17 protein-coding genes are annotated in these 21150 nt (G+C 74.8%); 12 read left to right on the top strand and 5 right to left on the bottom strand.

What is annotated here, in order from left to right; genetic code table 11:
- Positions 1-79 precede the first annotated feature (79 nt).
- A complete protein-coding gene (locus ACIPYS_RS11165; RefSeq protein ID WP_159424901.1) occupies positions 80-1360 on the top strand; it encodes a PP2C family protein-serine/threonine phosphatase in 1281 nt (426 codons plus the stop codon).
- A 27-nt stretch (positions 1361-1387) separates the two neighbouring features.
- Here the strand turns inward: ACIPYS_RS11165 and ACIPYS_RS11160 are convergent, their stop codons facing one another.
- A complete protein-coding gene (locus ACIPYS_RS11160) occupies positions 1388-2359 on the bottom strand; it encodes an endonuclease/exonuclease/phosphatase family protein (RefSeq protein WP_093860638.1) in 972 nt (323 codons plus the stop codon).
- A 183-nt stretch (positions 2360-2542) separates the two neighbouring features.
- On the opposite strand from ACIPYS_RS11160, the gene ACIPYS_RS11155 reads away from it, so the two are divergent.
- The 6 genes from ACIPYS_RS11155 to ACIPYS_RS11130 all read left to right on the top strand — a co-directional run bounded on the left by ACIPYS_RS11155 (position 2543) and on the right by ACIPYS_RS11130 (position 10843).
- Positions 2543-3190, top strand: a complete 648-nt coding sequence (locus tag ACIPYS_RS11155) for a PadR family transcriptional regulator (RefSeq protein ID WP_093860637.1) — start codon at positions 2543-2545, stop codon at positions 3188-3190.
- Positions 3191-3414: 224 nt separating this feature from the next.
- The gene (locus tag ACIPYS_RS11150; RefSeq protein WP_093860636.1) at positions 3415-4185 is read left to right on the top strand and encodes an ABC transporter ATP-binding protein; all 771 of its coding nucleotides are present in this window, start codon (positions 3415-3417) and stop codon (positions 4183-4185) included.
- Positions 4182-7058: an FtsX-like permease family protein gene (locus ACIPYS_RS11145; RefSeq protein WP_400745396.1), complete on the top strand. Its 2877-nt coding sequence runs from the start codon at positions 4182-4184 to the stop codon at positions 7056-7058. The genes ACIPYS_RS11150 and ACIPYS_RS11145 overlap by 4 nt, the downstream gene beginning before the upstream one ends.
- A 165-nt stretch (positions 7059-7223) precedes the next feature.
- Positions 7224-8636 carry a dipeptidase gene (locus ACIPYS_RS11140; protein ID WP_093860634.1) on the top strand — a complete coding sequence of 471 codons (1413 nt, stop codon included), beginning with the start codon at positions 7224-7226 and terminating at the stop codon, positions 8634-8636.
- Positions 8637-8726: 90 nt separating this feature from the next.
- On the top strand, positions 8727-9677 hold the full coding sequence (nudC, locus tag ACIPYS_RS11135; RefSeq protein WP_093860633.1) for an NAD(+) diphosphatase: 951 nt from the start codon (positions 8727-8729) through the stop codon (positions 9675-9677).
- A gap of 311 nt (positions 9678-9988) precedes the next feature.
- Complete coding sequence (locus ACIPYS_RS11130; RefSeq protein WP_400745394.1) at positions 9989-10843, top strand: GntR family transcriptional regulator; 855 nt, start codon at positions 9989-9991, stop codon at positions 10841-10843.
- 133 nt (positions 10844-10976) lie between these two features.
- On the opposite strand, the gene ACIPYS_RS11125 is transcribed toward ACIPYS_RS11130, so the two are convergent.
- Positions 10977-11234 (bottom strand): mycoredoxin, encoded by a 258-nt coding sequence (locus ACIPYS_RS11125; protein ID WP_030392921.1) that lies wholly within the window; start codon positions 11232-11234, stop codon positions 10977-10979.
- A gap of 270 nt (positions 11235-11504) precedes the next feature.
- On the opposite strand from ACIPYS_RS11125, the gene ACIPYS_RS11120 reads away from it, so the two are divergent.
- From ACIPYS_RS11120 to ACIPYS_RS11105, 4 genes are all read left to right on the top strand, one after another.
- Positions 11505-13772: an ATP-dependent DNA helicase UvrD2 gene (locus ACIPYS_RS11120; protein ID WP_093860631.1), complete on the top strand. Its 2268-nt coding sequence runs from the start codon at positions 11505-11507 to the stop codon at positions 13770-13772.
- A 250-nt stretch (positions 13773-14022) separates the two neighbouring features.
- The gene (locus ACIPYS_RS11115) at positions 14023-14499 is read left to right on the top strand and encodes a hypothetical protein (protein ID WP_093860630.1); all 477 of its coding nucleotides are present in this window, start codon (positions 14023-14025) and stop codon (positions 14497-14499) included.
- A gap of 168 nt (positions 14500-14667) precedes the next feature.
- A complete protein-coding gene (locus tag ACIPYS_RS11110; RefSeq protein WP_369826142.1) occupies positions 14668-15033 on the top strand; it encodes a WhiB family transcriptional regulator in 366 nt (121 codons plus the stop codon).
- Positions 15030-15428 carry a hypothetical protein gene (locus tag ACIPYS_RS11105; protein ID WP_353653569.1) on the top strand — a complete coding sequence of 133 codons (399 nt, stop codon included), beginning with the start codon at positions 15030-15032 and terminating at the stop codon, positions 15426-15428. The genes ACIPYS_RS11110 and ACIPYS_RS11105 overlap by 4 nt, the downstream gene beginning before the upstream one ends.
- A gap of 231 nt (positions 15429-15659) precedes the next feature.
- Here ACIPYS_RS11105 and ACIPYS_RS11100 read toward each other — a convergent pair whose 3' ends face one another.
- From ACIPYS_RS11100 to ACIPYS_RS11090, 3 genes are all read right to left on the bottom strand, one after another.
- Positions 15660-17123 (bottom strand): ABC1 kinase family protein, encoded by a 1464-nt coding sequence (locus tag ACIPYS_RS11100; RefSeq protein WP_400745392.1) that lies wholly within the window; start codon positions 17121-17123, stop codon positions 15660-15662.
- A gap of 261 nt (positions 17124-17384) precedes the next feature.
- Positions 17385-18908, bottom strand: coding sequence for an FAD-binding oxidoreductase (locus tag ACIPYS_RS11095; protein ID WP_093860628.1), 1524 nt, complete (start codon positions 18906-18908; stop codon positions 17385-17387).
- A gap of 178 nt (positions 18909-19086) precedes the next feature.
- Positions 19087-20175 (bottom strand): ThiF family adenylyltransferase, encoded by a 1089-nt coding sequence (locus ACIPYS_RS11090; RefSeq protein ID WP_159424900.1) that lies wholly within the window; start codon positions 20173-20175, stop codon positions 19087-19089.
- 255 nt (positions 20176-20430) lie between these two features.
- Between ACIPYS_RS11090 and ACIPYS_RS11085 the strand changes: the two genes are divergently transcribed.
- Entirely contained in the window at positions 20431-21138 is a 708-nt protein-coding gene (locus ACIPYS_RS11085) for a SprT-like domain-containing protein (protein ID WP_400745389.1), read from the top strand.
- Positions 21139-21150: the final 12 nt, after the last annotated feature.

Genomic DNA, 21150 nt, shown 5'->3' with positions numbered 1-21150 from the left:
GCGAGGCCCGTATTCCCTAACCCTCAGTCATCACCGCAGGTGCCCCCGGGCATCCGCGTCTTCTGCTGGAGAACCGAAGTTGAGCGCGACCGGATGGATCAGAGAACGGTTCGCCGGGCCGACCCCGGGAACCGCACCCGGCGCGACCGGCACCTGGCCGAGGACGGCGTTGTCGCTGCCGTTCATCGGTATGGCGCTGGTTGTCGTCCTCGACTACTTCACCGACGCCGCGGTGACCGTCGAACCGGCGCTCACCGCCGTCCCCGCGCTGGCCGCCGTGGTCAGCCGCCGCACCTGGTACCCCCTCGCCATCGGCGCCTGCACCGAGCTCGCGGCCTTCGCCATGGCCGTGCGCAACGACGTGCTCGCCGAGTCCGTGCACAGCGCCACCGTCTTCGCCATCGTCCTCGTCGCCGTGATCAGCTGGGTCAGTGCCACCCTGAGGCTGCGCCAGGAGCGCCTCCTCGCCGACGCCCAGCTGGTCGCCTCCATCGCCCGGCGCGTCCTGCTGCGCCCCGTCCCCGACCGGGTCGGGACCGTCCGCGCCGCCGTCCACTACGCGGCCGCCGCCGCCCACGCCCGCATCGGCGGCGACCTCTACGAAGTCGTCAACACCCGGCACGGTGTGCGCGCCGTCGTCGGCGACGTGCGCGGCAAGGGTCTCGGCGCGGTCGAGACCGCCGCCGCCGTGCTCGGCGCCTTCCGCGAGGCGGCCCACCAGGAGGCCGCCCTCGACAAGGTCGCCGGCTGGCTCGCCGACAGCCTCGACCGCGCCCTGCACGAGAACGACCACCCCGGCGTCGAGGAGGAGTTCGTCACCCTCGTCCTGATCGGCGTCGGCCCCGACGGCACCGCCGAGATCGTCAACTGCGGCCACCCCGCCCCGCTGCTGCTGCGCGGCGGCGAGGCCGTCCGTCCGCTCGAACTCGCCGAGACGGTGCCCCCGCTCGGCGTCCTCGACCCCCTCGACGTCCGGCCCCCGGTCCACCGGGTCCCGCTCCGCCCCGGAGACCGGGTCCTGCTCTTCACCGACGGCGTCATCGAGGCCCGCGACCGGGCCGGCGTCTTCTACCCGCTCGCCGAACGCTTCCCCCGGCACGCCGACGGCGGACCGGTGGAGGTGCTGCGCCGCCTGCACGAGGACGTCGTGCGCCACGTCGGACGCCAGCTCGGCGACGACGCGGCCATGCTGCTGCTCCAGTACGACCCGCCGCCGGTCACCGACCGGCCCGTCACCGCCACCGCCGTCGCGGCCGCGCCGGCCCCGGCCGATCCCGGCGGGCAGCCCGCCCCGCCGGCCCCGCGCGCGCCGTCCGTCCCGCACGTCCCGCAGCAGAACGCGCACCTGACCCGGCAGTAGCGCGCCCTCTCCCGGCGGCGGGATCCGCTACAGCGAGACCCGGACCACCAGCGGGCGGTGGTCCGACACCGCCGTGCGCGGCGCCGTCGCCGGGCCCACCGCCGTCCGCGGCACCCCCACCGCCAGCACGTGGTCGAACTGCACCGCCGGCCGGTGCGAGGGGTAGGTGGGCGTGCGCGCCAGGTCGTACCAGCCCTGGAGCCGCGCCCGCGGCTCCCGCACCCGCCGCCGGCGCGGCTCCACCAGTGCGGGCCGGGCCCGCCGGGCCGCCCGCAGCTCCCGCACCCGCGCCCGGGGGGCCGAGCGCTCCAGCGCGCTCGCCCCGCCCAGCACCGTGCGCGGCACCGCGCCGACCAGGTTGAAGTCCCCCAGCACCAGGTACGGCTGCGGCAGGTCGGCGATCCACCGGCGGATCGCCGCCAGCTGCGCCATGTTCCAGCCCGGGACGAACGAGAGGTGCGCCGCGACCACCGTGAACGGCCCCTGCCCGCCCTCCAGCACCGCCGCCAGTGCCGCGCGCGGCTCGTCCGGAACGGGCGTCAGCCCGCGCCGGCCGGCCACCCGCAGCGGGAGTCCGAACGGCGCCGGCGCGAACCGGCGGGCCCGCCAGTGCAGCACCGGCAGCCGGGTCAGCAGCGCGGTGCCGTAGGCGGGCGGTGCCTGCCCGTCGAGGTCGGCCGGTCCGTACACCTGGATCCCGGGCGGCGCCGAGGGCTCCGGCAGCCAGCCGGCCACCGGCGCGGGGCGGCCGTGCAGGGCCGCGGCGAAGCGCCAGTCGGTGGCGCCCATCGCGGCGGCGGCGACGGCCGCCTGGTCGGTTCCGCCCGAGCGGGCCTGGTGCCGGTCCACTTCCTGGAGGGCCAGTACGTCGGCGTCCAGCGCGGCCACCGCCTCCGCGAGCGGTGCCGCGGGGTCGGGCGGGAAGGGCCGCGGGGCGCCGTCGGGGGCCAGCGGTCGGCCGTGCAGCAGGTTGAAGGTGGCGATGCGCAACTGGCTCACGCGGTACGACGTTACCGGTCGCCGTCGGCCCGCCCGCGTCGGCTCCCGCTCCGGGGGTCCGGGCGGAGGTCTCCGCTGGGTCCCGGCAGGTCCTCGGCGGGGCGTCCCGGCAGGGCTTCTCGGCACGGCGCCCCTCGGGGTCCCGGCTTGACCCGTCGAGCATACCGGGTATACATACTCGGTATGTCCATTCGCCACGGCCTGCTCGCCCTGCTCGACCAGGGGCCGCGCTACGGCTACCAGCTGAGAACCGAGTTCGAGGCGCGCACCGGCGCCACCTGGCCGCTCAACGTCGGCCAGGTCTACACCACCCTGGCCAGGCTGGAGCGCGACGGACTGGTCGTCCCCGCCGGCGAGGACGAGGAGGGCCACCAGTTCTACGAGGCCACCGAGGCCGGCCGGGCCGAACTGCGGACCTGGTTCGACACCCCGGTGCCGCGCACCAACCCGCCCCGGGACGAACTCGCCATCAAGCTCGCCATGGCCGTCACCGTCCCGGGCGTCGACGTCCCCGCCGTGGTCCAGGGCCAGCGCCGGCACAGCATCAAGGCGCTCCAGGACTACACCCGGCTCAAGGCCCGCGCCCTGGCCGGGGAGAGCCGGCCCGGCGGGCCCGGGCAGCCCGGCGCCGACCTCGCCTGGCTGCTCGTGCTCGAACAGCTGATCTTCCAGACCGAGGCCGAGGTCCGCTGGCTCGACCACTGCGAGTCCCGGCTCGCCCAGCACGCGGAGACGGAGCAGGCCCGCGCGGCCGAGCAGCGCGCCGCGGGGGCGGGTGACGGCGCTGCGGCCGCGCCCGCCCGCTTCGGCCGCCGCCGCAGCAAGGCCTGACACCCGGCCCGCCGCGTCACCGGCGGGCCGGACCCGAACCGGCCCGAACGACCGGCCGGCCCGAACCGAAGCACCGGCCGAACCGGCCCGAACCCGAACCACCGGCCCGAACGACCGGCCGGCCCGAACGCGAACCACCGGCCCGAACGACCGGCCGGCCCGAACCGAAGCACCGGCCCGACCGCCGCCACCGCGCGACGGGCCCCACCACAGCAGGGGGAACCGTGTCCCACACCGATCCGACCAGCAGCGGCGCCGCCGTCCTGCACCTGGACAACGTCACCCGTGTCCACGGCCAGGGCGCCGCCGAGGTCCAGGCACTGCGGGGTGTCGACCTCAAGGTCCGCCCCGGCGAGTTCGTCGCCGTCATGGGCCCGTCCGGCTCCGGCAAGTCCACCCTGCTCACCCTCGCCGGCGGGCTCGACACCCCCAGTACCGGCCAGGTCCTGGTCGAGGGCGTCGCGCTCGGCGGCCTCAACCGCAAGAAGCTCGCCGAGGTCCGCCGCCGCTCCGTCGGCTACGTCTTCCAGGACTACAACCTGATACCGGCCCTCACCGCCGCCGAGAACATCTCGCTGCCGCGCGAACTCGACGGCGTGTCCGCCCGCGCCGCCCGCCGGGAGGCCCTCGTCGCCCTGGAGGAGCTCGGCATCCCCGAACTCGCCGACCGCTTCCCCGACGACATGTCCGGCGGCCAGCAGCAGCGCGTCGCCATCGCCCGCGCCCTCATCGGCGACCGCCGTCTCGTCCTCGCCGACGAGCCCACCGGCGCCCTCGACTCCACCACCGGCGAGTCCGTGCTCGCGGTGCTGCGCGCCCGCTGCGACGCCGGCGCCGCCGCCATGATGGTCACCCACGAGGCCCGGCACGCCGCCTGGGCCGACCGCGTGGTCTTCCTCCGCGACGGCCGCATGGTCGACGAGAGCGCCAGCCAGGACGCCGGCAGCCTGCTCGTCGCCGCCGCCACCAACGCGAAGGGCCCGGTGGCGGAGTGAAGCTCAGCTCCTGGCGGGTCGCCCTGCGCATCGCCCGCCGCGACGCCCTGCGCGCCAAGGGCCGCAGCGCCCTCGTCGTCGCCATGGTCGCCCTGCCCGTGCTCGGCGTCGCCGGCGCCGACGTCGTCTTCCGCAGCGCCGAACTCGACCCGGTCGAGAAGGTCGTCCGCACCATGGGCCAGTCCTCCGCCGACCTGCGGATCCTCGACCGCGGCGCCGTCGTGCTCCAGGCCCCCGACCCCGAGGAGGACTTCCGGGTCACCGACGCCGGGGAGACCAAGAAGGAGAACGGGCAGCCCGCCTACACCCCCGAACAGCGGCTCAGCCTCGACACCGAGCCCGCCGACCTCGCCCGCCGACTGCTGCCCGGCGCCACCCTGGTGCCGTACCGCGAGGGTCCCTTCACCGCCACCAGCACCGCCGAGGGCCTCACCAACGTCCGGATCACCGAGGCCGACCTCGCCGACCCCGTCTGGCGCGGCCGCTACAACATCGTCAAGGGCCGTGCCCCCAGCGCCGACCACGAGGTGGCCGTCAGCCAGGAGTTCCTGAACACCTCCGGGCTGAGGATCGGCGACCGCACCGCGCCCCGCGGCCTCCAGGCCACCCCGTACACCATCACCGGCGTCGCCGAGTACCCCGGCGAGCTGCGCTCCGCCGTGCTGTTCGCCCGCCCGGGCGCCCTGATCGACAAGCTCGAGAACCCGTCCGGCGCGCCCCGCGGCACCACCTCGGTGAGCGAGGGGGTCAGCCACTGGCTGGTCAAGCTCCCGGCCGGGGCCGGTCTCGACTGGTCCAAGGTGATGGAGCTCAACAAGTACGGCTTCATCGCCTCCTCGCGCGCCGTGCTGCTCGACCCGCCGGCCCGCTCCGAGGTGCCCTTCTACGCCTACCTGGACAGCCGCGGCAGCGGCAGTCCCACCCCCTTCTTCGACCGGACCGCGGTCGTCATTCTCGGCACCGTGGTCGGCATGGCCCTGCTGGAGATCGTCCTGCTGGCCGGTCCCGCCTTCGCCGTCGGCGCCCGCCGCTCCCGCCGCCAGCTCGGTCTGCTCGCCGCCGGCGGCGGTGACCGTGCCCAGGTGCGGGCCGTCGTCCTCGGCGGCGGTGTCGTGCTCGGCCTCACCGGCGCCGTCGTCGGCCTGGTCGGCGGCATCGGCCTCGTCGCGCTGTTCCGCACCCGCGCCGAGGCGGCCGCCGGCGAGCGCTTCGGCCACTTCGACCTGCAGCCGCTCGACCTGCTCGGCATCCTGCTGATCGGTCTCGTCACCGGTCTGCTCGCCGCCGTCGTGCCCGCCGTCCAGGCCTCCCGGCAGGACGTCGTCGCCGCCCTCACCGGGCGCGACACGCTCAAGCCGCCCAGCCGCAAGCTCGCCCTGCTCGGCCTGCTGATGCTCGGCGGCGGCTCCGCCCTCGCCCTGCTCGGCTCCACCGGCGGCTTCGGCGGCCGCTCCCTCTCCGTGCTCGGCGGCTCCGTGGTCGCCGAACTCGGCATGGTCGCCCTCACCCCCTACCTGGTCGGCCTGTTCGGCCGGATCGGCCGCTGGCTGCCGCTCGGCCCCCGCCTCGCCCTGCGCGACTCCGTCCGCCACCGCGGCCGCACCGCCCCCGCCGTCGCCGCCGTCATGGCCGCCGTCGCCGGCAGCGTCGCCGTCGGTGTCTACGTCGCCAGCAGCGACGAGCAGCACCGCCGCGAGTACGTGGCCGCCGGACCGGCCAACGCCGTCATCCTGGCCAGCGGCTGGGGCGCCTCCGCCGACGGTTCGATGCTGGCCCAGCAGCGCGGCGCCGTGCAGAACTCCGTCCCCGGCCTCGGCGCCCGCGCCGACGTCCAGCGGGTCACCTACCTCGGCGACTGCCGGGCCGGCGGCAACAGCTGCGGCAGCGTCTCGGTGGCCCTGCCCGAGGAGCGGCAGTGCCCGATCTGGGGCAAGAACCGGCGCAGCCTCACCCCGGAGGACATCGACCGGCTCGGCCGTGAGGACCCGCGCTGCAAGGAGGACCGGATCAGCCGGGGCAACAGCTTCGGCTCCGTCCAGGTCGGCGACGCGAACCTGCTGCGCAACCTCTACGGCATCGCCGACCCGGCTTTCGGGCAGGCGGTCGCCGCCGGCAAGGCCGTCGTCTTCGACGAGCGGTACCTCAAGGACGGCAAGGTCTCCATCGACCTCACCGAGCCCTACCCGGCCGGGCCGATGGACGCGAACTTCGAGCCCGCCGTGCGCACCGTCACCGTCGACGCCGTGCTCGCGGCCGGAGACGCCGCCCTCGGCGGAACCGCCGTGGTCGGCGCCGACACCGTCCGCCGCCTCGGCCTCACCAGCACCGACGCCGGCTCCGTCTGGCTGCCCGACACCGCGCCCACCGACGGCAGCGAGCAGCGGGCCCGCGCGGCCCTGGCCAAGCTGTCCGACGGCATCGACTTCGAGGTCGAGCGCGGCTACCGGTCCCCGGGCGACCTGATCAGCCTCGGGCTCACCGCGTTCGCCGGCCTCGTGGCCCTCGGCGCCGCCGGGATCGCCACCGGCCTCGCGGCCGCCGACTCCCAGCGCGACCTCACCACCCTCGCCGCCGTCGGGGCCGCGCCCCGGATCCGGCGCACCCTCTCCGGGTTCCAGTGCGGGGTCATCGCCGCCATGGGCGCCCTGCTCGGAGCGGTCGCGGGCGTGGTGCCCGCGGTCGCCCTGCGCAAGGTCGAGGCGGCCTCGGCGGCCTACCCCGGGATGAGCCTCCAGGAGGAGGCGGCCAAGGGCGCCCTGGTGTTCCCCTGGTTCACCATCGCCGGCACCGTGATCCTGCTGCCGCTGCTCGCGGTCGGGCTGGCCGCGCTGCTCACCCGCTCGCGGATCTCGCTGCTGCGCCGCTCCGGCTGATCCGGGCGGTCCGTCCCGTCGTCCCGTCGACCTCTCCGTCGACCCGTCGCCCCCGGCGCCGCTCCCCGCGCGCGTCCGGGGGTGACGGACGTTACAGGCCCCGCGACGGCCACCGGGTGGGACCGGGGCCGCTGCGGGGTGCCCGGGCGAACTAAAGTCGTCGGTATGACGAGAACCCCGGACAGCGTCGTCCGCTCCTTCATCGACCAGCACCAGACCGCCTTCCTCGCGGACCTCGCCGACTGGCTGCGCATCCCCTCGGTGTCCGCCGACCCCGGCCGGGCCGGGGACGTGCGGCGCTCCGCCGAGTGGCTGGCCGCCAAGCTGCGCGACACCGGCTTCCCGGTGGCCGAGGTGTGGGAGACGGACGGCCTGCCGGCGGTCTTCGCCGAGTGGCCGTCCGGGGACGCGTCCGCGCCGACCGTGCTCGTCTACGGGCACCACGACGTGCAGCCCGCCGCCCGTGAGGACGGCTGGGCGACCGACCCGTTCGAGCCGACCGTGGTCGGCAACCGGCTGTACGCCCGGGGCGCCGCCGACGACAAGGGCCAGGTCTTCTTCCACACCCTCGGGGTGCGGGCCCACCTGGCCGCCACCGGCCGCACCGCGCCGGCCGTCAACCTCAAGCTGCTGGTCGAGGGCGAGGAGGAGTCCGGCTCGCCGCACTTCGCCGAGCTGGTCCGCCGCGAGGCCGAGCGGCTGGCCGCCGATGTCGTCATCATCTCGGACACCGGCATGTGGTCCGAGACCACGCCGACCGTCTGCACCGGCATGCGCGGTCTCGCGGACGCCCAGATCGACCTGTTCGGCCCGGACACCGACATCCACTCCGGCTCCTTCGGCGGCGCCGTGCCCAACCCGGCCGCCGTCGCCGCCGAGCTGGCCGCCGGCCTGCACGACGCCGACCACCGGGTCGCCGTGCCCGGTTTCTACGACGGCGTGGTCGAGCTGACCGACCGCGAGCGCGAGCTCTTCGCCGAGCTGCCCTTCGACGAGGCCGCCTGGCTGAAGGTCGCCAAGTCGTACGGCACCCGCGGCGAGGCCGGCTACTCCACCCTGGAGCGGATCTGGGCCCGCCCGACCGCCGAGGTCAACGGCATCTGGGGCGGCTACACCGGCCCCGGCGGCAAGACCATCGTGCCCGCCTCGGCCCATCTGAAGCTGTCCTTCCGGCTGGTCGCCGGGCAGGAGGTGGAGAAGGTCCGCGAGGCCGTCCGCTCCTGGGTGGCCGACCGGGTGCCCGAGGGCATCAGGTACGAGCTGGTCTTCCCGGGCGCCACCAGGCCCTGCCTGACCCCGCTGGACCACCCGGCCCTGCAGTCCACCGTCCGGGCGATGGGACGGGCCTTCGAGCAGCGGATCCTGTTCACCCGTGAGGGCGGTTCCGGCCCCGCCGCCGACCTGCAGGACGTGCTCGGCGCGCCGGTGCTGTTCCTCGGCATCTCGGTGCCCTCGGACGGCTGGCACTCGGTGGACGAGAAGGTCGAGCTGGACCTGCTGGCCAAGGGCGTCGAGACCGCCGCCTACCTGTGGGCCGACCTCGCCGAGAACTGGCGGCCCGGCGGCGGGCAAGAGTGAATCGGCAGCGCGCGGCCGGGGCGCCGGGGGACGCCCGTCGCCCCGCCCGCGCGGCGCACCCGACCCGTCCGGAAGACTCATCACGTGGGGATGGAACAGTTGAGCACCGTGCCTGAGACCGAACACCCGCTGCACCTGGCGCTGGCCCGGGCCGGGGTGGACCGGGCGGCCCAGCACCGGTTCGACGAGCCCTGGCTGGCGGCCGCGTGGAGCCACCCGTCCACCAAGGTGCTGCCGATCGCCGGCGGCGAGGCGTTCGTGGTGGACAGCGGGCAGGGGACCGAACTGGTCCTGCTGCCCTCCTTCGAGGCACCGCAGACCGGCGACCGGTACTTCCTCGGGACCGACGAGGACGGCGTCTCCTACTTCGCGCTGGCGGGCGAGAGCCTGCCGGGCCGGCTGGACGGCGACGCCCGTCCGGCCGGGCTGCGCGAGGTCGGGGCGCTGCTCTCCGACCGGGACGCCGGGCTGCTGGTGCACGCCGTCGCCCTGGAGCACTGGCACCGGCTGCACAGCTTCTGCTCGCGCTGCGGCCACCCGACCGAGAAGGCCGGTGCCGGGCACGTGCGGCGCTGCACCTCCTGCGCGGCCGAGCACTACCCGCGCACCGACCCGGCCGTGATCATGATGATCACCGACGAGCAGGACCGCTGCCTGCTCGGCCGCCAGGCGCTCTGGCCCGAGGGCCGCTGGTCGACGCTGGCCGGTTTCGTCGAGCCGGGGGAGTCGATCGAGCAGGCGGTCGTGCGCGAGGTGTTCGAGGAGGCCGGGGTGAAGGTCGCCGAGGTCTCCTACGTGGCCAGCCAGCCGTGGCCGTTCCCGTCCAGCCTGATGCTGGGCTTCCTGGGCAAGGCGCACCCGGACGGCACCGCGATCACCGTGGACGGGGAGGAGCTGGCCGAGGCGCGCTGGTTCTCCCGGGAGGAGCTGCGGGCGGGCATGGCGGCGGGGGAGATCCTGCCGCCGTCCGGGATCTCGATCGCCCGGCACCTGGTCGAGCTCTGGTACGGCGAGCCGCTGCCGTCGGCGGCCCGCTGGTAGTTCCGGCGGCGGTCCCGCGGGGCCGGTCCGGATCCTGGGTTCCGGGTCCGGATGTTCGGAACTGTTCGGGGCCGGGGCCCGGATCCGGGGTTCCGGTCCGGGGTTTCGGAGCGTTCCAGGGATTGGGGGCGCGCGGAGTTGATTCGCGCGCCCCCAATTTCCATTCCGAACCCGTCTCCCCAGGATGTTCGTAACCGGAGCGGCCCTGCCCGGAAGGGGCGGGGGGCACCGACCGGACACCGTCACCGATCCCGGGCGACTTTGCGGCAAACGCCTGAAAGCCGCTCACCCGTCTCGCTACATTCACTCGGGTGACAATCCCCCGGGGCACCGCCCAATCCCCCAAATACCAGCGCCTCGCCGCGGACCTGCGCCGCCGGATCGCGGAGGGCGAGTTCACCACCGCCGCCGCCCTCCCGGTCGAGAGCGAGCTGGAGCGCCAGTACGGCGTCGCCCGCAACACCGTCCGCCTCGCCGTCGACGTCCTCGTCAACGAGGGCCGGCTCGTCCGGCTCCAGGGCAAGGGCACCTATCTGCGCGAGCACCCGGTGCTCGATCACCGCGCCTACGGGCCCGCCCCCCGCCTCGAACCGCAGGGCCCCGCCGCGCTGGACTGCCTGGCCACCCCCAGCGAGGTCTACCGGGGCGAGGCCGACGACAGTGGCCGCGAGCTCACCGTCGACTTCGAGATGATGATCGTCCGGGCCCGCGTCGACATCGCCGAGCGGCTCGGAATGCGTCCCGGCGAGGCGATCGTGGTCCGCCGCCAGCTGCGGCTGCTCGACCGCGAGCCGTACTCCATCGAGGAGAGCCACTACCGGGCCGGTCTCGCGGCCGGCACCCCGCTGATGGAACCCGACCAGATCGACGGCGGCGACGAGGCCGTGCTCGCCGCCCTCGGGCGCACCGAGGTCGGCGCCGTCGACCACCTGGTGGCCAGGATGCCCGGTCCCGAGGAGGCCCAGTGGTTCCAGGGCGGCCCCGGGGTGCCGCTGGTGGTCCAGACCCGGGTCACCTACGACCGGCGCGGGCCGGTCCGGGTGATCGAGACCCGCTACTCGGCCGACCGCAGCCGGCTGGTCTACGGGGTCGGCGACCTCGCCGCCCGGACCACGCTGCCCGCGCCGGCCGCCCCCGTCGACCCGGCCCGGGCCGACGCGCAGTGACCCGCGGGGCGGGCGCGCGCCGGCCGGGACCGCCCGGGGCCGGGCCGCCGGGGCCCTGCCGTCGGGCGTCGGGGCCGTACCGCCGGGTGTCGGGCCGCCGGGGCCGTACCGCCGGGTGTCGGACCGTCCGGCGTCAGGACGCCAGGGCCTTCTTCACCTGGAGCAGGCTCGGGTTGGTCATCACGACCCGCTCGCCACCGGCGGTCGGCGTCACCAGCACGGTCGGCACGGTCTGGTTGCCGTTGTTCACCGACTCCACGAAGGACGCCGACGCCGGGTCCTCCTCGATGTTGATCTCGGTGTAGCCGATGCCCTCGCGCTCCAGCTGGCTCTTGAGCCGGTTGCAGTAGCCGCACCAGGTCGTGCTGTACATCGTCACGCTGCCGGACATCGAGGGGACTCCTTCGGATAGCGAATCGGGTGGAGAGGGCGTGCGGACGCCAACGCGCGCGCGTACCGGTACCGCGTGCGTTCCACGGCTCCGGGGGGAGAACGTCCACCGCCCGGCGGTCATTCCACGGCGTCGGCCCCGCCGTACCGGCGCATGCCCCGGGGCACGCGCCCCGAGTGTGCCACCACCCGCCGTCCGCGCCGCGATCATCCGGCGATCGCACCGGGCTTGTGGACAACCCCGCCCGGGATGTCCGCCCGGGCTGAGAGGATGGAACGCATGCAGGAAGACCTCTTGAGCGGCAGCCCGTTCGACGGACACCAGGACGCCCACCGGACCGGTCACCCCGCCGCCGGCGGCCCCGACGCCGTCCTCGCCGGACTCGACCCCGAGCAGCGGGCCGTCGCCACCGCCCTGCACGGTCCCGTCTGCGTCCTCGCCGGCGCCGGCACCGGCAAGACCCGGGCCATCACCCACCGCATCGCCTACGGCGTGCGCAGCGGTGTCTACCAGCCCCAGCAGGTGCTCGCCGTCACCTTCACCGCCCGCGCCGCCGGCGAGATGCGCGGCCGCCTGCGCCAGCTCGGCGCCGAGGGCGTCCAGGCCCGCACCTTCCACGCCGCCGCGCTGCGCCAGCTCCACTACTTCTGGCCCCGCGCCATCGGCGGCCCCGTCCCGCAGCTGCTCGAGCGCAAGGTCCAGCTGGTCGCCGAGTCCGCCGGCCGCTGCGGCCTGCGCGTCCAGCGCACCGAGCTCCGCGACCTCACCGCCGAGATCGAATGGGCCAAGGTCACCCAGACCGGCCCGGACGACTACCCCGCCGCCGTCGCCAAGTCCGGCCGCGACGCCCCCCGCGACCCCGCCGAGACCGCCCAGGTCTACCGCGTCTACGAGGAGACCAAGAGCCGCCGCGGCAACATCGACTTCGAGGACGTGCTGCTGCTCACCGCCGCCATCCTGGAGGACCGGCCGGACATCGCCGACCAGGTCCGCGCCCAGTACCGGCACTTCACCGTCGACGAGTACCAGGACGTCTCCCCGCTCCAGCAGCGCCTCCTGGACCAGTGGACCGGCCCCGGCGGCGGCACCAGCCTCTGCGTCGTCGGCGACGCCAGCCAGACCATCTACTCCTTCACCGGCGCCACCCCGGACTACCTGCTCGGCTTCCGCGCCCGCCACCCCGAGGCCACCGTCGTCAAGCTGGTCCGCGACTACCGCTCCACCCCCCAGGTGGTCCACCTCGCCAACGGGCTGCTCGCCCAGGCCCGGGGCGAGGCCGCCCGTCACCGCCTCGAACTCGTCTCCCAGCGCGAGGCCGGCCCCGAGCCCCTCTACACCGAGTACGAGGACGAGCCCACCGAGGCCGAGACGACCGCCCGGCGGATCAAGGACCTCATCGCCGCCGGGGTGCGCGCCAGCGAGATCGCCGTCCTGTTCCGCACCAACGGCCAGTCCGAGGTCTACGAGCAGGCCCTCTCCGACCTCGCCGTCCCCTACCAGCTCAAGGGCGCCGAGCGGTTCTTCGAACGCCCCGAGGTCCGGGACGCCGGCGTCCTGCTCCGCGGCGCGGCCCGGGCCGGTTCCGACCCCGTCACCGACGGCGCCCCCGACCTCGCGGGGCAGGTCCGCGCCGTCCTCGCCGCCCGCGGCTTCACCCCCGAACCCCCCGCCGGTTCCGGCGCGGTCCGGGACCGCTGGGAGTCCCTCGCCGCCCTGGTCCGGCTGGCCGAGGAGTTCGAGCGGGGCCGCGCGGCCGAGGGCCTGACCACCGACCTCGCCGCCTACGTCGCCGAACTCGACGCCCGCGCCGCCGCCCAGCACGCCCCCGCGGTCGAGGGCGTCACCCTGGCCTCCCTGCACGCCGCCAAGGGTCTCGAGTGGGACGCCGTCTTCCTCGTCGGCCTCACCGAGGGCACCATGCCGATCATCTACGCCAAGACGGACGAGCAGGTCGAGGAGGAGCGCCGCCTCCTCTACGTCGGTGTCACCCGCGCCCGCAAGCACCTCACCCTCTCCTGGGCGCTCTCCCGCTCCCCGGGCGGCCGGGCCTCCCGCAAGCCCACCCGCTTCCTGGACGGGCTGCGGCCCGGCTCCAGCGCCCCCGGCAGTCGCCCCGCGAGCCGCGGCGGACGCGGCGGGGCCGAGGGCGGCGAGCGCTCCGCCGGGCGCCGGGTCCGCGGCCCGGTCACCTGCCGGGTCTGCGAGCGCGTCCTCACCGAGGCCGTCGAGCGCAAGCTCCGCCGCTGCGAGACCTGCCCCTCGACCATGGACGAGGCGCTCTACGAGCGGCTGCGCGAGTGGCGTGCCGCCCAGGCCAGGGAACAGGGCGCGCCCGCCTACGTCGTCTTCACCGACGCCACCCTGATGGCCATCGCCGAGGACGTCCCCGCCAACCGCCAGGAGCTGGCCTCGATCTCCGGGGTCGGGGCCATGAAGCTGGACAAATACGGGGCGGCCGTGCTCTCGTTGTGTGCGGGGGAGGAGCCCGAGGGGGATCCGGCGGACGTCATGGACGGTCGGTCGGACGAACCGGCCTGAGCCGGTCCGGGGCGATCACAGCCGGCGCCGGGGAGCGCCGAGGAGACCGTCGGGAAACTCGCCGGAAAAATAGTTTGCGCGCCGTACCGGGAGCGCAATAGCCTGCCGGAGCGGTCAAGGGGACGCGGTCGCACGGGGTGAAACCTGTCGCTGTGCCCCCCTGCCCCACCAGCTTCACCGAGACAGACATCCGAACAGTTCGGAGCCCGGGAGACCAGGCTCCGCGAGACGCCGAGAGGAGGCGAAGACAGTGGACATCATGAACACCAAAGTGACTGGCCAGACCGTCGACGCTGCCTCCCTGCGTGCCGCCAGCCTGCGGATCACCGCCGAGCTGTGCGGAACCGGTCTGGGTCTCGACGCCACCCGTGTCGCAGTCGCTCCCGTCTTCGCCGCCTCCGTTGTCAGTGGTCTTGGACACACTGGCCTCGGCAGCAATGGCAATGAGGGCGGCAGCTTCGACGGCACCCGTGTCGAGACTGGTCTGTCCCGTGACTGGGCCTCGGTCGATGCGTCGCGCTCCCCGCGTGACGAGCGACCGACCCAGGCACCGAAGGCGGCCGTAGCCGCCGCCATGCATGGCGGCTATGCGCAGGTCATCGGTGCCGGAAACGCCCAGAAGCAGAACGAGCAGCAGATCAAGCAGGCCATGGCCGTCTTTACGGACGCCACGGCCGTCCGGATGCGGGCCTTCCGCGGGCCTGAACCCTGGAGAGAACGAACCTGAGCAACCTCAGGTCGGCGCCTCCAGGGCCGCGGAACCCCGTCACACCGGGATCCGCGGCCCTTCTGTTTTGTCCGGTACGCAAGACCACCCAGGCCCTCCGGGGCCTCCGGCCCAGCCCCACCAGTCAGCTGAGCCGGACCCACTGAGAAGACGAGGAAGACGCACACAGTGTCCACGGTCATCACACCGCCCACCCCGTCCGTACCGCCGACAAGCCAGATCAAGGCCGACCAGGCCGACCCCCCGGAGGTTCTCCCCATGCAGTTCACCTCGATCGACCAGGCCGAGCAGCTCGGTCTCCCCATCCCGTGCCGCGCCTTCGACCCCGAGGTCTTCTTCGCCGAGACGCCCGCCGACGTCGAGTACGCGAAGTCCCTCTGCGGCACCTGCCCGGTCAAGGACGCGTGTCTCACCGGTGCGGTCGAGCGCCGCGAGCCGTGGGGCGTCTGGGGTGGCGAGCTCTTCGTCCAGGGTGTCGTCGTGGCCCGCAAGCGGCCCCGCGGCCGCCCGCGCAAGACCGAGGTCGCGGCGTGAACCCCGCGTCCGGGGCCGAGGCCGTCCGCCGGGGAGAGCAGCCCCTGCCGGACAACTCCCTCCGGCGCTCCGTACGCCTCGCGGCCGCCAAGGCCGACGCCGCCCGCATCCACCCCTTCCCGACGACGCACCCCGAGCAGGACCACCACATGACCGCCGCCGCCATCGATCCGACCGTCCGCGCTGAGCAGACCACCGAACTTCAGATCCAGAACAGGACCCTCGAAATGCAACTTCTCCACGAATCCCTGGCCCGGGCCCATATGCAAGAGCGCCTCCAGGAGGCCGAGCACCAACGGCTCGTCGGCCGGGTCGCCCGGGCCCACCGGCTCAAGCAGAAGGCCGAGCGCGCCTCGCTGCGGGCCCGCAAGGCCATCGCCGTCGCCCTGATGTGACATCGCCCCGAGGTCGGACCGCCGAAAGGTGGGGACGACCCGAGGCGATGTCGCCATGCCCGGGCAGTGCCGCCGGGTGACCGGGACGCCGGCACCCGCCCGGCCCCGCCGGACCCCCGTCGCGCCGCAGGCCGCCCCCCGACATCGGGGGGCGGCCTGCGGCCGTTGCCGCCGCGCCGCGCGGCGGGGCGAACGGTGGGGCGAGTGGTGGGGCGGCGGACGACGCCGCGGTCAGCCCTCGGCCGAAGGGCCCCGGCGCCGCGGGGCCGTCGACCGCTTCGCCGCCGCGGCCTTCCGGGTCGGGGCCTTCGGGGCCGTGCCCTTCGGGGCCGCCGCCTTCGCGGTCGGTCGGCCGGCCGCCGAGCCCGGCGCCGCGAACTCCGGCAGCCACTCCAGCATCTCGACCCGGAACGGCGCCTTCGCACCCAACTGGCACAGCACCCCGATGGTGCTCAGCGTCACCCGATGGATCAACAGGTACGACGGCGGCAGGTTCAACTGCTTGCCCAGGTTGTACGCGGGGGAGCGCGGATCCGCGATCCGCGCCGCCTGGGCCCGCATCCACGCCCGCGTGAAGTGGAACGACTCCACCGCCGCCGGCTCGATGATCGGCACCAGGTAGTCCAGTACCGCGTCCGGGTCCAGCTCGATCGAGGGCTTCACGAAGCCCTCTTCGCGCAGCATCGCCAGCACCCCTGCCGCGTCGCCGGCCAGTGCCATCCGCAGGGACGCCCCGATCGGCGCCGGCAGCCCGCCCGGCAGTCGGTCGACCGTGCCGAAGTCCAGCACCCCCAGCCGCCAGCCCTCCACCGGGCCGTCGTCCTTCAGCAGCCGGAAGTTGCCCGGATGCGGATCCGCGTGCAGCAGCCCCGTCCGCGACGGACCGGCGAACAGGAACCGCGCCAGCAGCTTTCCCGCCCGGTCCCGCTCCTCCTGCGACCCCGAGGCGATCACCTCGGCCAGGGGCGTGCCGTCCATCCACTCCGACACCAGGACCTGGTCGGCCTGGGCGACCACCCCGGGCACCGCGATCTCCGGATCGTCCGCGAACTCCTCGGCATGACGGCGCTGGGCCTGGGCCTCCAGCTCGTAGTCGAGCTCCTCGGCGACCCGCTCCCGCAGCTCGGTGATCAGCGGCTTGATGTCCAGGCCCGGAATCAGCGGTCCCAGCAGCCATGCCACCCGGCTCAGCTGCGACAGGTCCGCCAGCAGCGCGTCACCGGCTCCCGGGTACTGGACCTTGACCGCGACGGTGCGGCCGTCGTGCCACACCGCCCGATGCACCTGGCCGATCGACGCGGCCGCCGACGGGCGGTCCTCGAACTCCAGGAACAGGCTCCGCCAGTCCGCGCCCAGCCGCTCCGCCAGCGCCGCGTGCACCTTCGCGGCCGGCATCGGCGGCGCGGCGTCCTGCAGCTTGGTCAGCGCCGCCCGGTACGGTCCGGCCACCTCCTCGGGCAGCGCGGCCTCGAAGACGGACAGCACCTGTCCGAACTTCATCGCCCCGCCCTTGAGCTCGCCCAGGACCTTGAACAGCTGGTCGGCGGTCGCCTGTTGCAGTTCGGCGGTCACCACCTCGGCCGACCGGCCGCCGATCCGCTTCCCCAGCCCCAGGGTGGCCCGGCCGGCTATCCCCAGCGGCAGGGCGGCGAGTCTTGCCGTGCGGGTCATTGCCTTGCGCGGAAGATCGCTCACCCGGGCCTCCAAGTCGACATGCCCCAGGCCCCCGCGGCGGGGGCCGACCGTCATACGCCATTGTGCCCGCTCGACGGTGCGGCCCCGGCCGGAATCGGCCGCCCCGCCGGGGCGGTGCCGGTCGCGGTCGGGCCCGGACCTCGGGCCCGGACCTCGGGCCCGGACCTCGGGCCCGAACCTCGGGCCCGAACCTCGGGCCCGAAGATCCGAGTCCGGAGATCCGGCCCGGCCGTGGGGCACGGGCCCCACGGCCGGGCCGGATCAGGCGCCGACGGCCTGGGCGAAGGAGAACAGCCGGTGCGGGTCGTACCGGCGCTTCACCGCGACCAGTCGGGGATAGTTCTCCCCGTAGTAGGCGTGCCGCCAGTCCGGCAGCCCGGGATCGACGAAGTTCTGGTAGGTCTCGCCGGAGGAGTGCGGGTCGAGCACTGCGAAACCGGCGTCCGCCCAGCTCCGGGCCGCCGCGATCGCCGTCGCGTCCACCGGCCCGGAGGCGATCACCGCGCCGAGGCTCGCGTTGAACAGCGCGTTCCGGTGGACGTAGGCGGTGGCCGTGCGCGCCGGATCGTTGGCGGCGCCGCCGAGCGCGTTCAGCTGCACCATTCGCTGCTGCCCGGCCAGCCGGTCCCGGTCCAGCAGGCCGACCGCGGCCTCCCAGACCGAGCGCGGCGGCGGGGCGTCGAACAGCCGGCCCCGGTCCACGGCCGCGGTCGGCCGGGGCAGCACGGCGGCCGGCCCGGTACCCGTCCGGTGGCACTGGTCCTGGGTGTAGGAGCCGCAGCCGTAGAAGCCCATCATGACGGACAGGTAGGGGGCGGTGTAGCCGCTCCGGGAGGCCGGCACCGCGCCCACCAGGTCGACCAGTCGGCCTGTCTGGGTGTTGAGTTCGGCCTCGGTGCCGATCGAGCCGACCAGTACCGAGACGAACGGGGTGGCGCCGGGCGCGGCGTCACGAAGGCCGACCACCGCCCCGCCGCCCAGGGTCCGCGGGGCGTCGGGGAGCCAGTGCGTCCAGGCGTCCAGCACATCCACCGCGCGGTCGAAGGACCAGCTGAGGCTGGCCATGGTCAGGGTGGTCACCGGCACCGGGGTCACCGTGTAGGAGGTGACGACACCGAAGTTGCCGCCGCCACCGCCGCGCAGCGCCCAGTACAGGTCGTCGTGCTCCTCGGCCGAGGCGGTGACGGTCCGGCCGTTCGCCAGCACCACCCGGGCCGAGGTCACCTTGTCGCTGGAGATGCCGGCATGGCGGGTCAGCAGGCCGATTCCGCCGCCCTGGAGGAAGCCGCCGAGGGACACGGTGGGGCAGAAGCCGCCGGAGACGGCCAGGCCGTGCGGGGCGACCGCGTTGGTCACGTCGACGAGCTGGGTGCCGCCGCCGAAGGTCGCGGACCCGGGCGTCACCGCGGCGCTGTTCAGCCGGGAGACGTCGACCACCAGGCCGGTGCCGGTGGACCAGCCGCCGCCGCTGTGCCCGCCGGCGCGGACGGCGATCGGCAGGTCGTGGTCCTGGGCGTAGCGGAGGCAGAGCGAGACGTCGGCCTCGTCGGCGCAGTAGGCGACGGCGGCCGGTTCGACCGAGTCGAAGCGGGCCTGGCCGATCTGCTTGGCGACGCCGTAGGTCGGGTCACCGGGGAGGACCAGCGTGCCGTGCAGTCGGTCGGACAGCCGGGACCATCGTCGCCGCCGGGCCTCGGCCGCGGTGGCGACGGCGGGCAGGGCCGGGACGGCGGCCAGCGGGACGGCCAGGGCCCCGGCGCCGATGAGCGATCTGCGAGTGATCATGTCGATACCTCTCGGTGAGGTCGTGCACGAGCGTTGCGATCGTTGCGCGGGCCACTCTCGGCGTCCGCCGGGCGGCCGACGCCACAGTAGTAGCTCCGGGGCCTCGTGGTGCCCTCTTTTCCCGTGCGACTGACGAATGATCAAGACTCCACCCCTGTCACCCGGTTGGCGCTCCGTCCTAGTGCGGCGCGGTCGGTTGCCAGAGGCATCCGCACTCCGGGTGGCCCTTGAGCCGCAGGCGGCGGGACGTCCCGTCGACGGCCGAGATCTCGCACCAGCCGTCCAGGCTGGGCGGACGCCCGCCGTCCAGGAACACCTGGGCGTGCAGCGCGGCCAGCCCGGCGACCGAGGTGGCGAGCGCGATGTCGCAGGCCGGCGTCGGGGCCCGCCCCGGGCCGCCGTCGGCGAGTTGGGCGAGGATCCTCGGCCAGGCGGCGTCCTGGTCCTCCCGGGTCAGGACCAGGCAGTGACCGCAGGCCGACACTCCCGGCGCGACCAGGGGGCCGACCACCCCGTACTCCTCGACCACACCGACGTAGAGGTGCGGAACGCCGGCCCGCAGCAGCTCCCGGGCCAGTGGTGTGCCGCCGGCGAAGGCCGCGCTGCCGTCGCGGGGCGTGAGCACCACCAGGTCGGGCGGCCCGGGCCTCGGGCGCCGCTTGCGCCGGGCCGGGCTCCGGGCCGCCGCCCGGTCGACGGCCTCGCGGGCGGCGGTGGCACGGACCCGGCCGACGTCGGCCGGCGGGAGCCCGGCGGGGGAGCAGTCGCCCGGTGCGACCCGGCCGGAGTCGACCACGGTGACCGTGCCGACGCCGCCCGCGGCGAGCACGGCGCCGACGGCCGCCCCGATCCGGCCGGCGCCGCGGACCTCGACGGCCTGCTCGGGCCGCCGGGCCAGGACGGCGGGTGCGGCACCGGGGCCGGGGTGGATCAGCGACAGCGAGGCGAGGTCCGGGCCGAGCAGCTCGCGGTGCGGCTGCGGGAAGAGGGCGAGGGCGCCGGCCGCGGCCTCGGCGTCGTCGAGCACCCCGGCTTCCTCCAGGAGGTCGAGGAGGGAGTCGGCCGGGTCGCGCCCGAAACCGATCCGCTCGCTCTCGGCCAGGAGGGCGGGCCGGTCGCGAGTGCCGTCGACGAGGTCGAGGAACTCGCGCAGCATCGTGCCGGAGGCGCGGGCGAGTACGCCCGCGTGCTGGGGGACGGTGCCGAACTGCAGGGTGTCCGAGTCCCGCCAGCTGCGGGAGAGGGCGGGCTTGAGGGCGAGGCGCACGGTGGTCTTCCTCCCGATCGTTTCCGGACGGCCGACGGCAGCATGCCCGATCGGGGAGCCGCGGTGCGGCGGGTTGTCCACAGGTGCGGGGCTATGACCGGATGATCTGTTCGCATGCCCTGTGGATAACTTTCCGTCCGGACCGATGTCCGATTCCGGACACCTTCCGTCGGCCTTTCGTTCCCGATCGCTCCACGAAAGATTTCGGCCACGGCAGCGGACTTCTGTCAGGGGTAACGGGTAACGTCGTGTGCCATGGCAGCCGAACGGGACTCCCATCCCTCGGCGTCGCCTCGGCGTGCCCGTGCAGCGTCCGGGTCGCAAGTGGCGGCGCCGAGCACGCGTGGGCGTCCGGAACAGCAGTGTCCGGAGCAGCAGCCGTCGCCCGCACGGGAGCCCTTCGACCGCTCCCGGGTGGAGGTGCGGCGCAGTGCCCGCCGCAGCCGGACGGTGTCCGCGTACCGCGAGGGCGATCGCACGATCGTGCTGATCCCGGCCCGGATGTCGCACGCGGAGGAGCAGCGCTGGGTCGCGCAGATGCTGGAGAAGCTGGCGGCCCAGGAGAGCCGCCGGGTGCTCGGCGACGATGCGCTGGTGGCCCGGGCGCGGGAGCTCTCGGTGGCCTATCTGGACGGTCGGGCCCAGCCCGCCCAGGTCCGCTGGGTGACCAACCAGAACTCGCGCTGGGGTTCGTGCACCCCCAGTGAGCGGACGATCCGGCTCTCGCACCGCCTGCAGGGAATGCCGGAGTACGTGGTCGACTACGTGCTGCTGCACGAGCTGGCGCACCTGCTGGTGCCGGACCACGGCCCGGACTTCTGGGCGCTGCTGGAGGCGTACCCGCGGACGGAGCGGGCGCGGGGCTATCTGGAGGGTGTGGTGTCGGCGGCCAGGTTGCCGCACATCCCGGGGGCCCGGCACGAGGATCCGGCGGAGCCCGGTCCGGCGGAGTCCTGCGGCTGAGTCCTTCGGCCG

Origin of the sequence: Kitasatospora sp. NPDC089913, from assembly GCF_044748625.1 — a bacterium.
Classification (GTDB): domain Bacteria; phylum Actinomycetota; class Actinomycetes; order Streptomycetales; family Streptomycetaceae; genus Kitasatospora.
Note: the sequence above shows the minus strand (reverse complement) of the source record. Positions and strands in the feature narration are given on the sequence as shown.

Excerpts from the sequence above, each read along its gene's own strand:
- ACIPYS_RS11155 (WP_093860637.1), top strand. The coding sequence starts at position 2,543 with ATGTCCATTCGCCACGGCCTGCTCGCCCTGCTCGACCAGGGGCCGCGC.
- ACIPYS_RS11140 (WP_093860634.1), top strand. The coding sequence starts at position 7,224 with ATGACGAGAACCCCGGACAGCGTCGTCCGCTCCTTCATCGACCAGCAC.
- nudC (WP_093860633.1), top strand. The coding sequence starts at position 8,727 with ATGGAACAGTTGAGCACCGTGCCTGAGACCGAACACCCGCTGCACCTG.
- ACIPYS_RS11125 (WP_030392921.1), bottom strand. The coding sequence starts at position 11,234 with ATGTCCGGCAGCGTGACGATGTACAGCACGACCTGGTGCGGCTACTGC.
- ACIPYS_RS11120 (WP_093860631.1), top strand. The coding sequence starts at position 11,505 with ATGGAACGCATGCAGGAAGACCTCTTGAGCGGCAGCCCGTTCGACGGA.
- ACIPYS_RS11095 (WP_093860628.1), bottom strand. The coding sequence starts at position 18,908 with ATGATCACTCGCAGATCGCTCATCGGCGCCGGGGCCCTGGCCGTCCCG.
- ACIPYS_RS11085 (WP_400745389.1), top strand. The coding sequence starts at position 20,431 with ATGGCAGCCGAACGGGACTCCCATCCCTCGGCGTCGCCTCGGCGTGCC.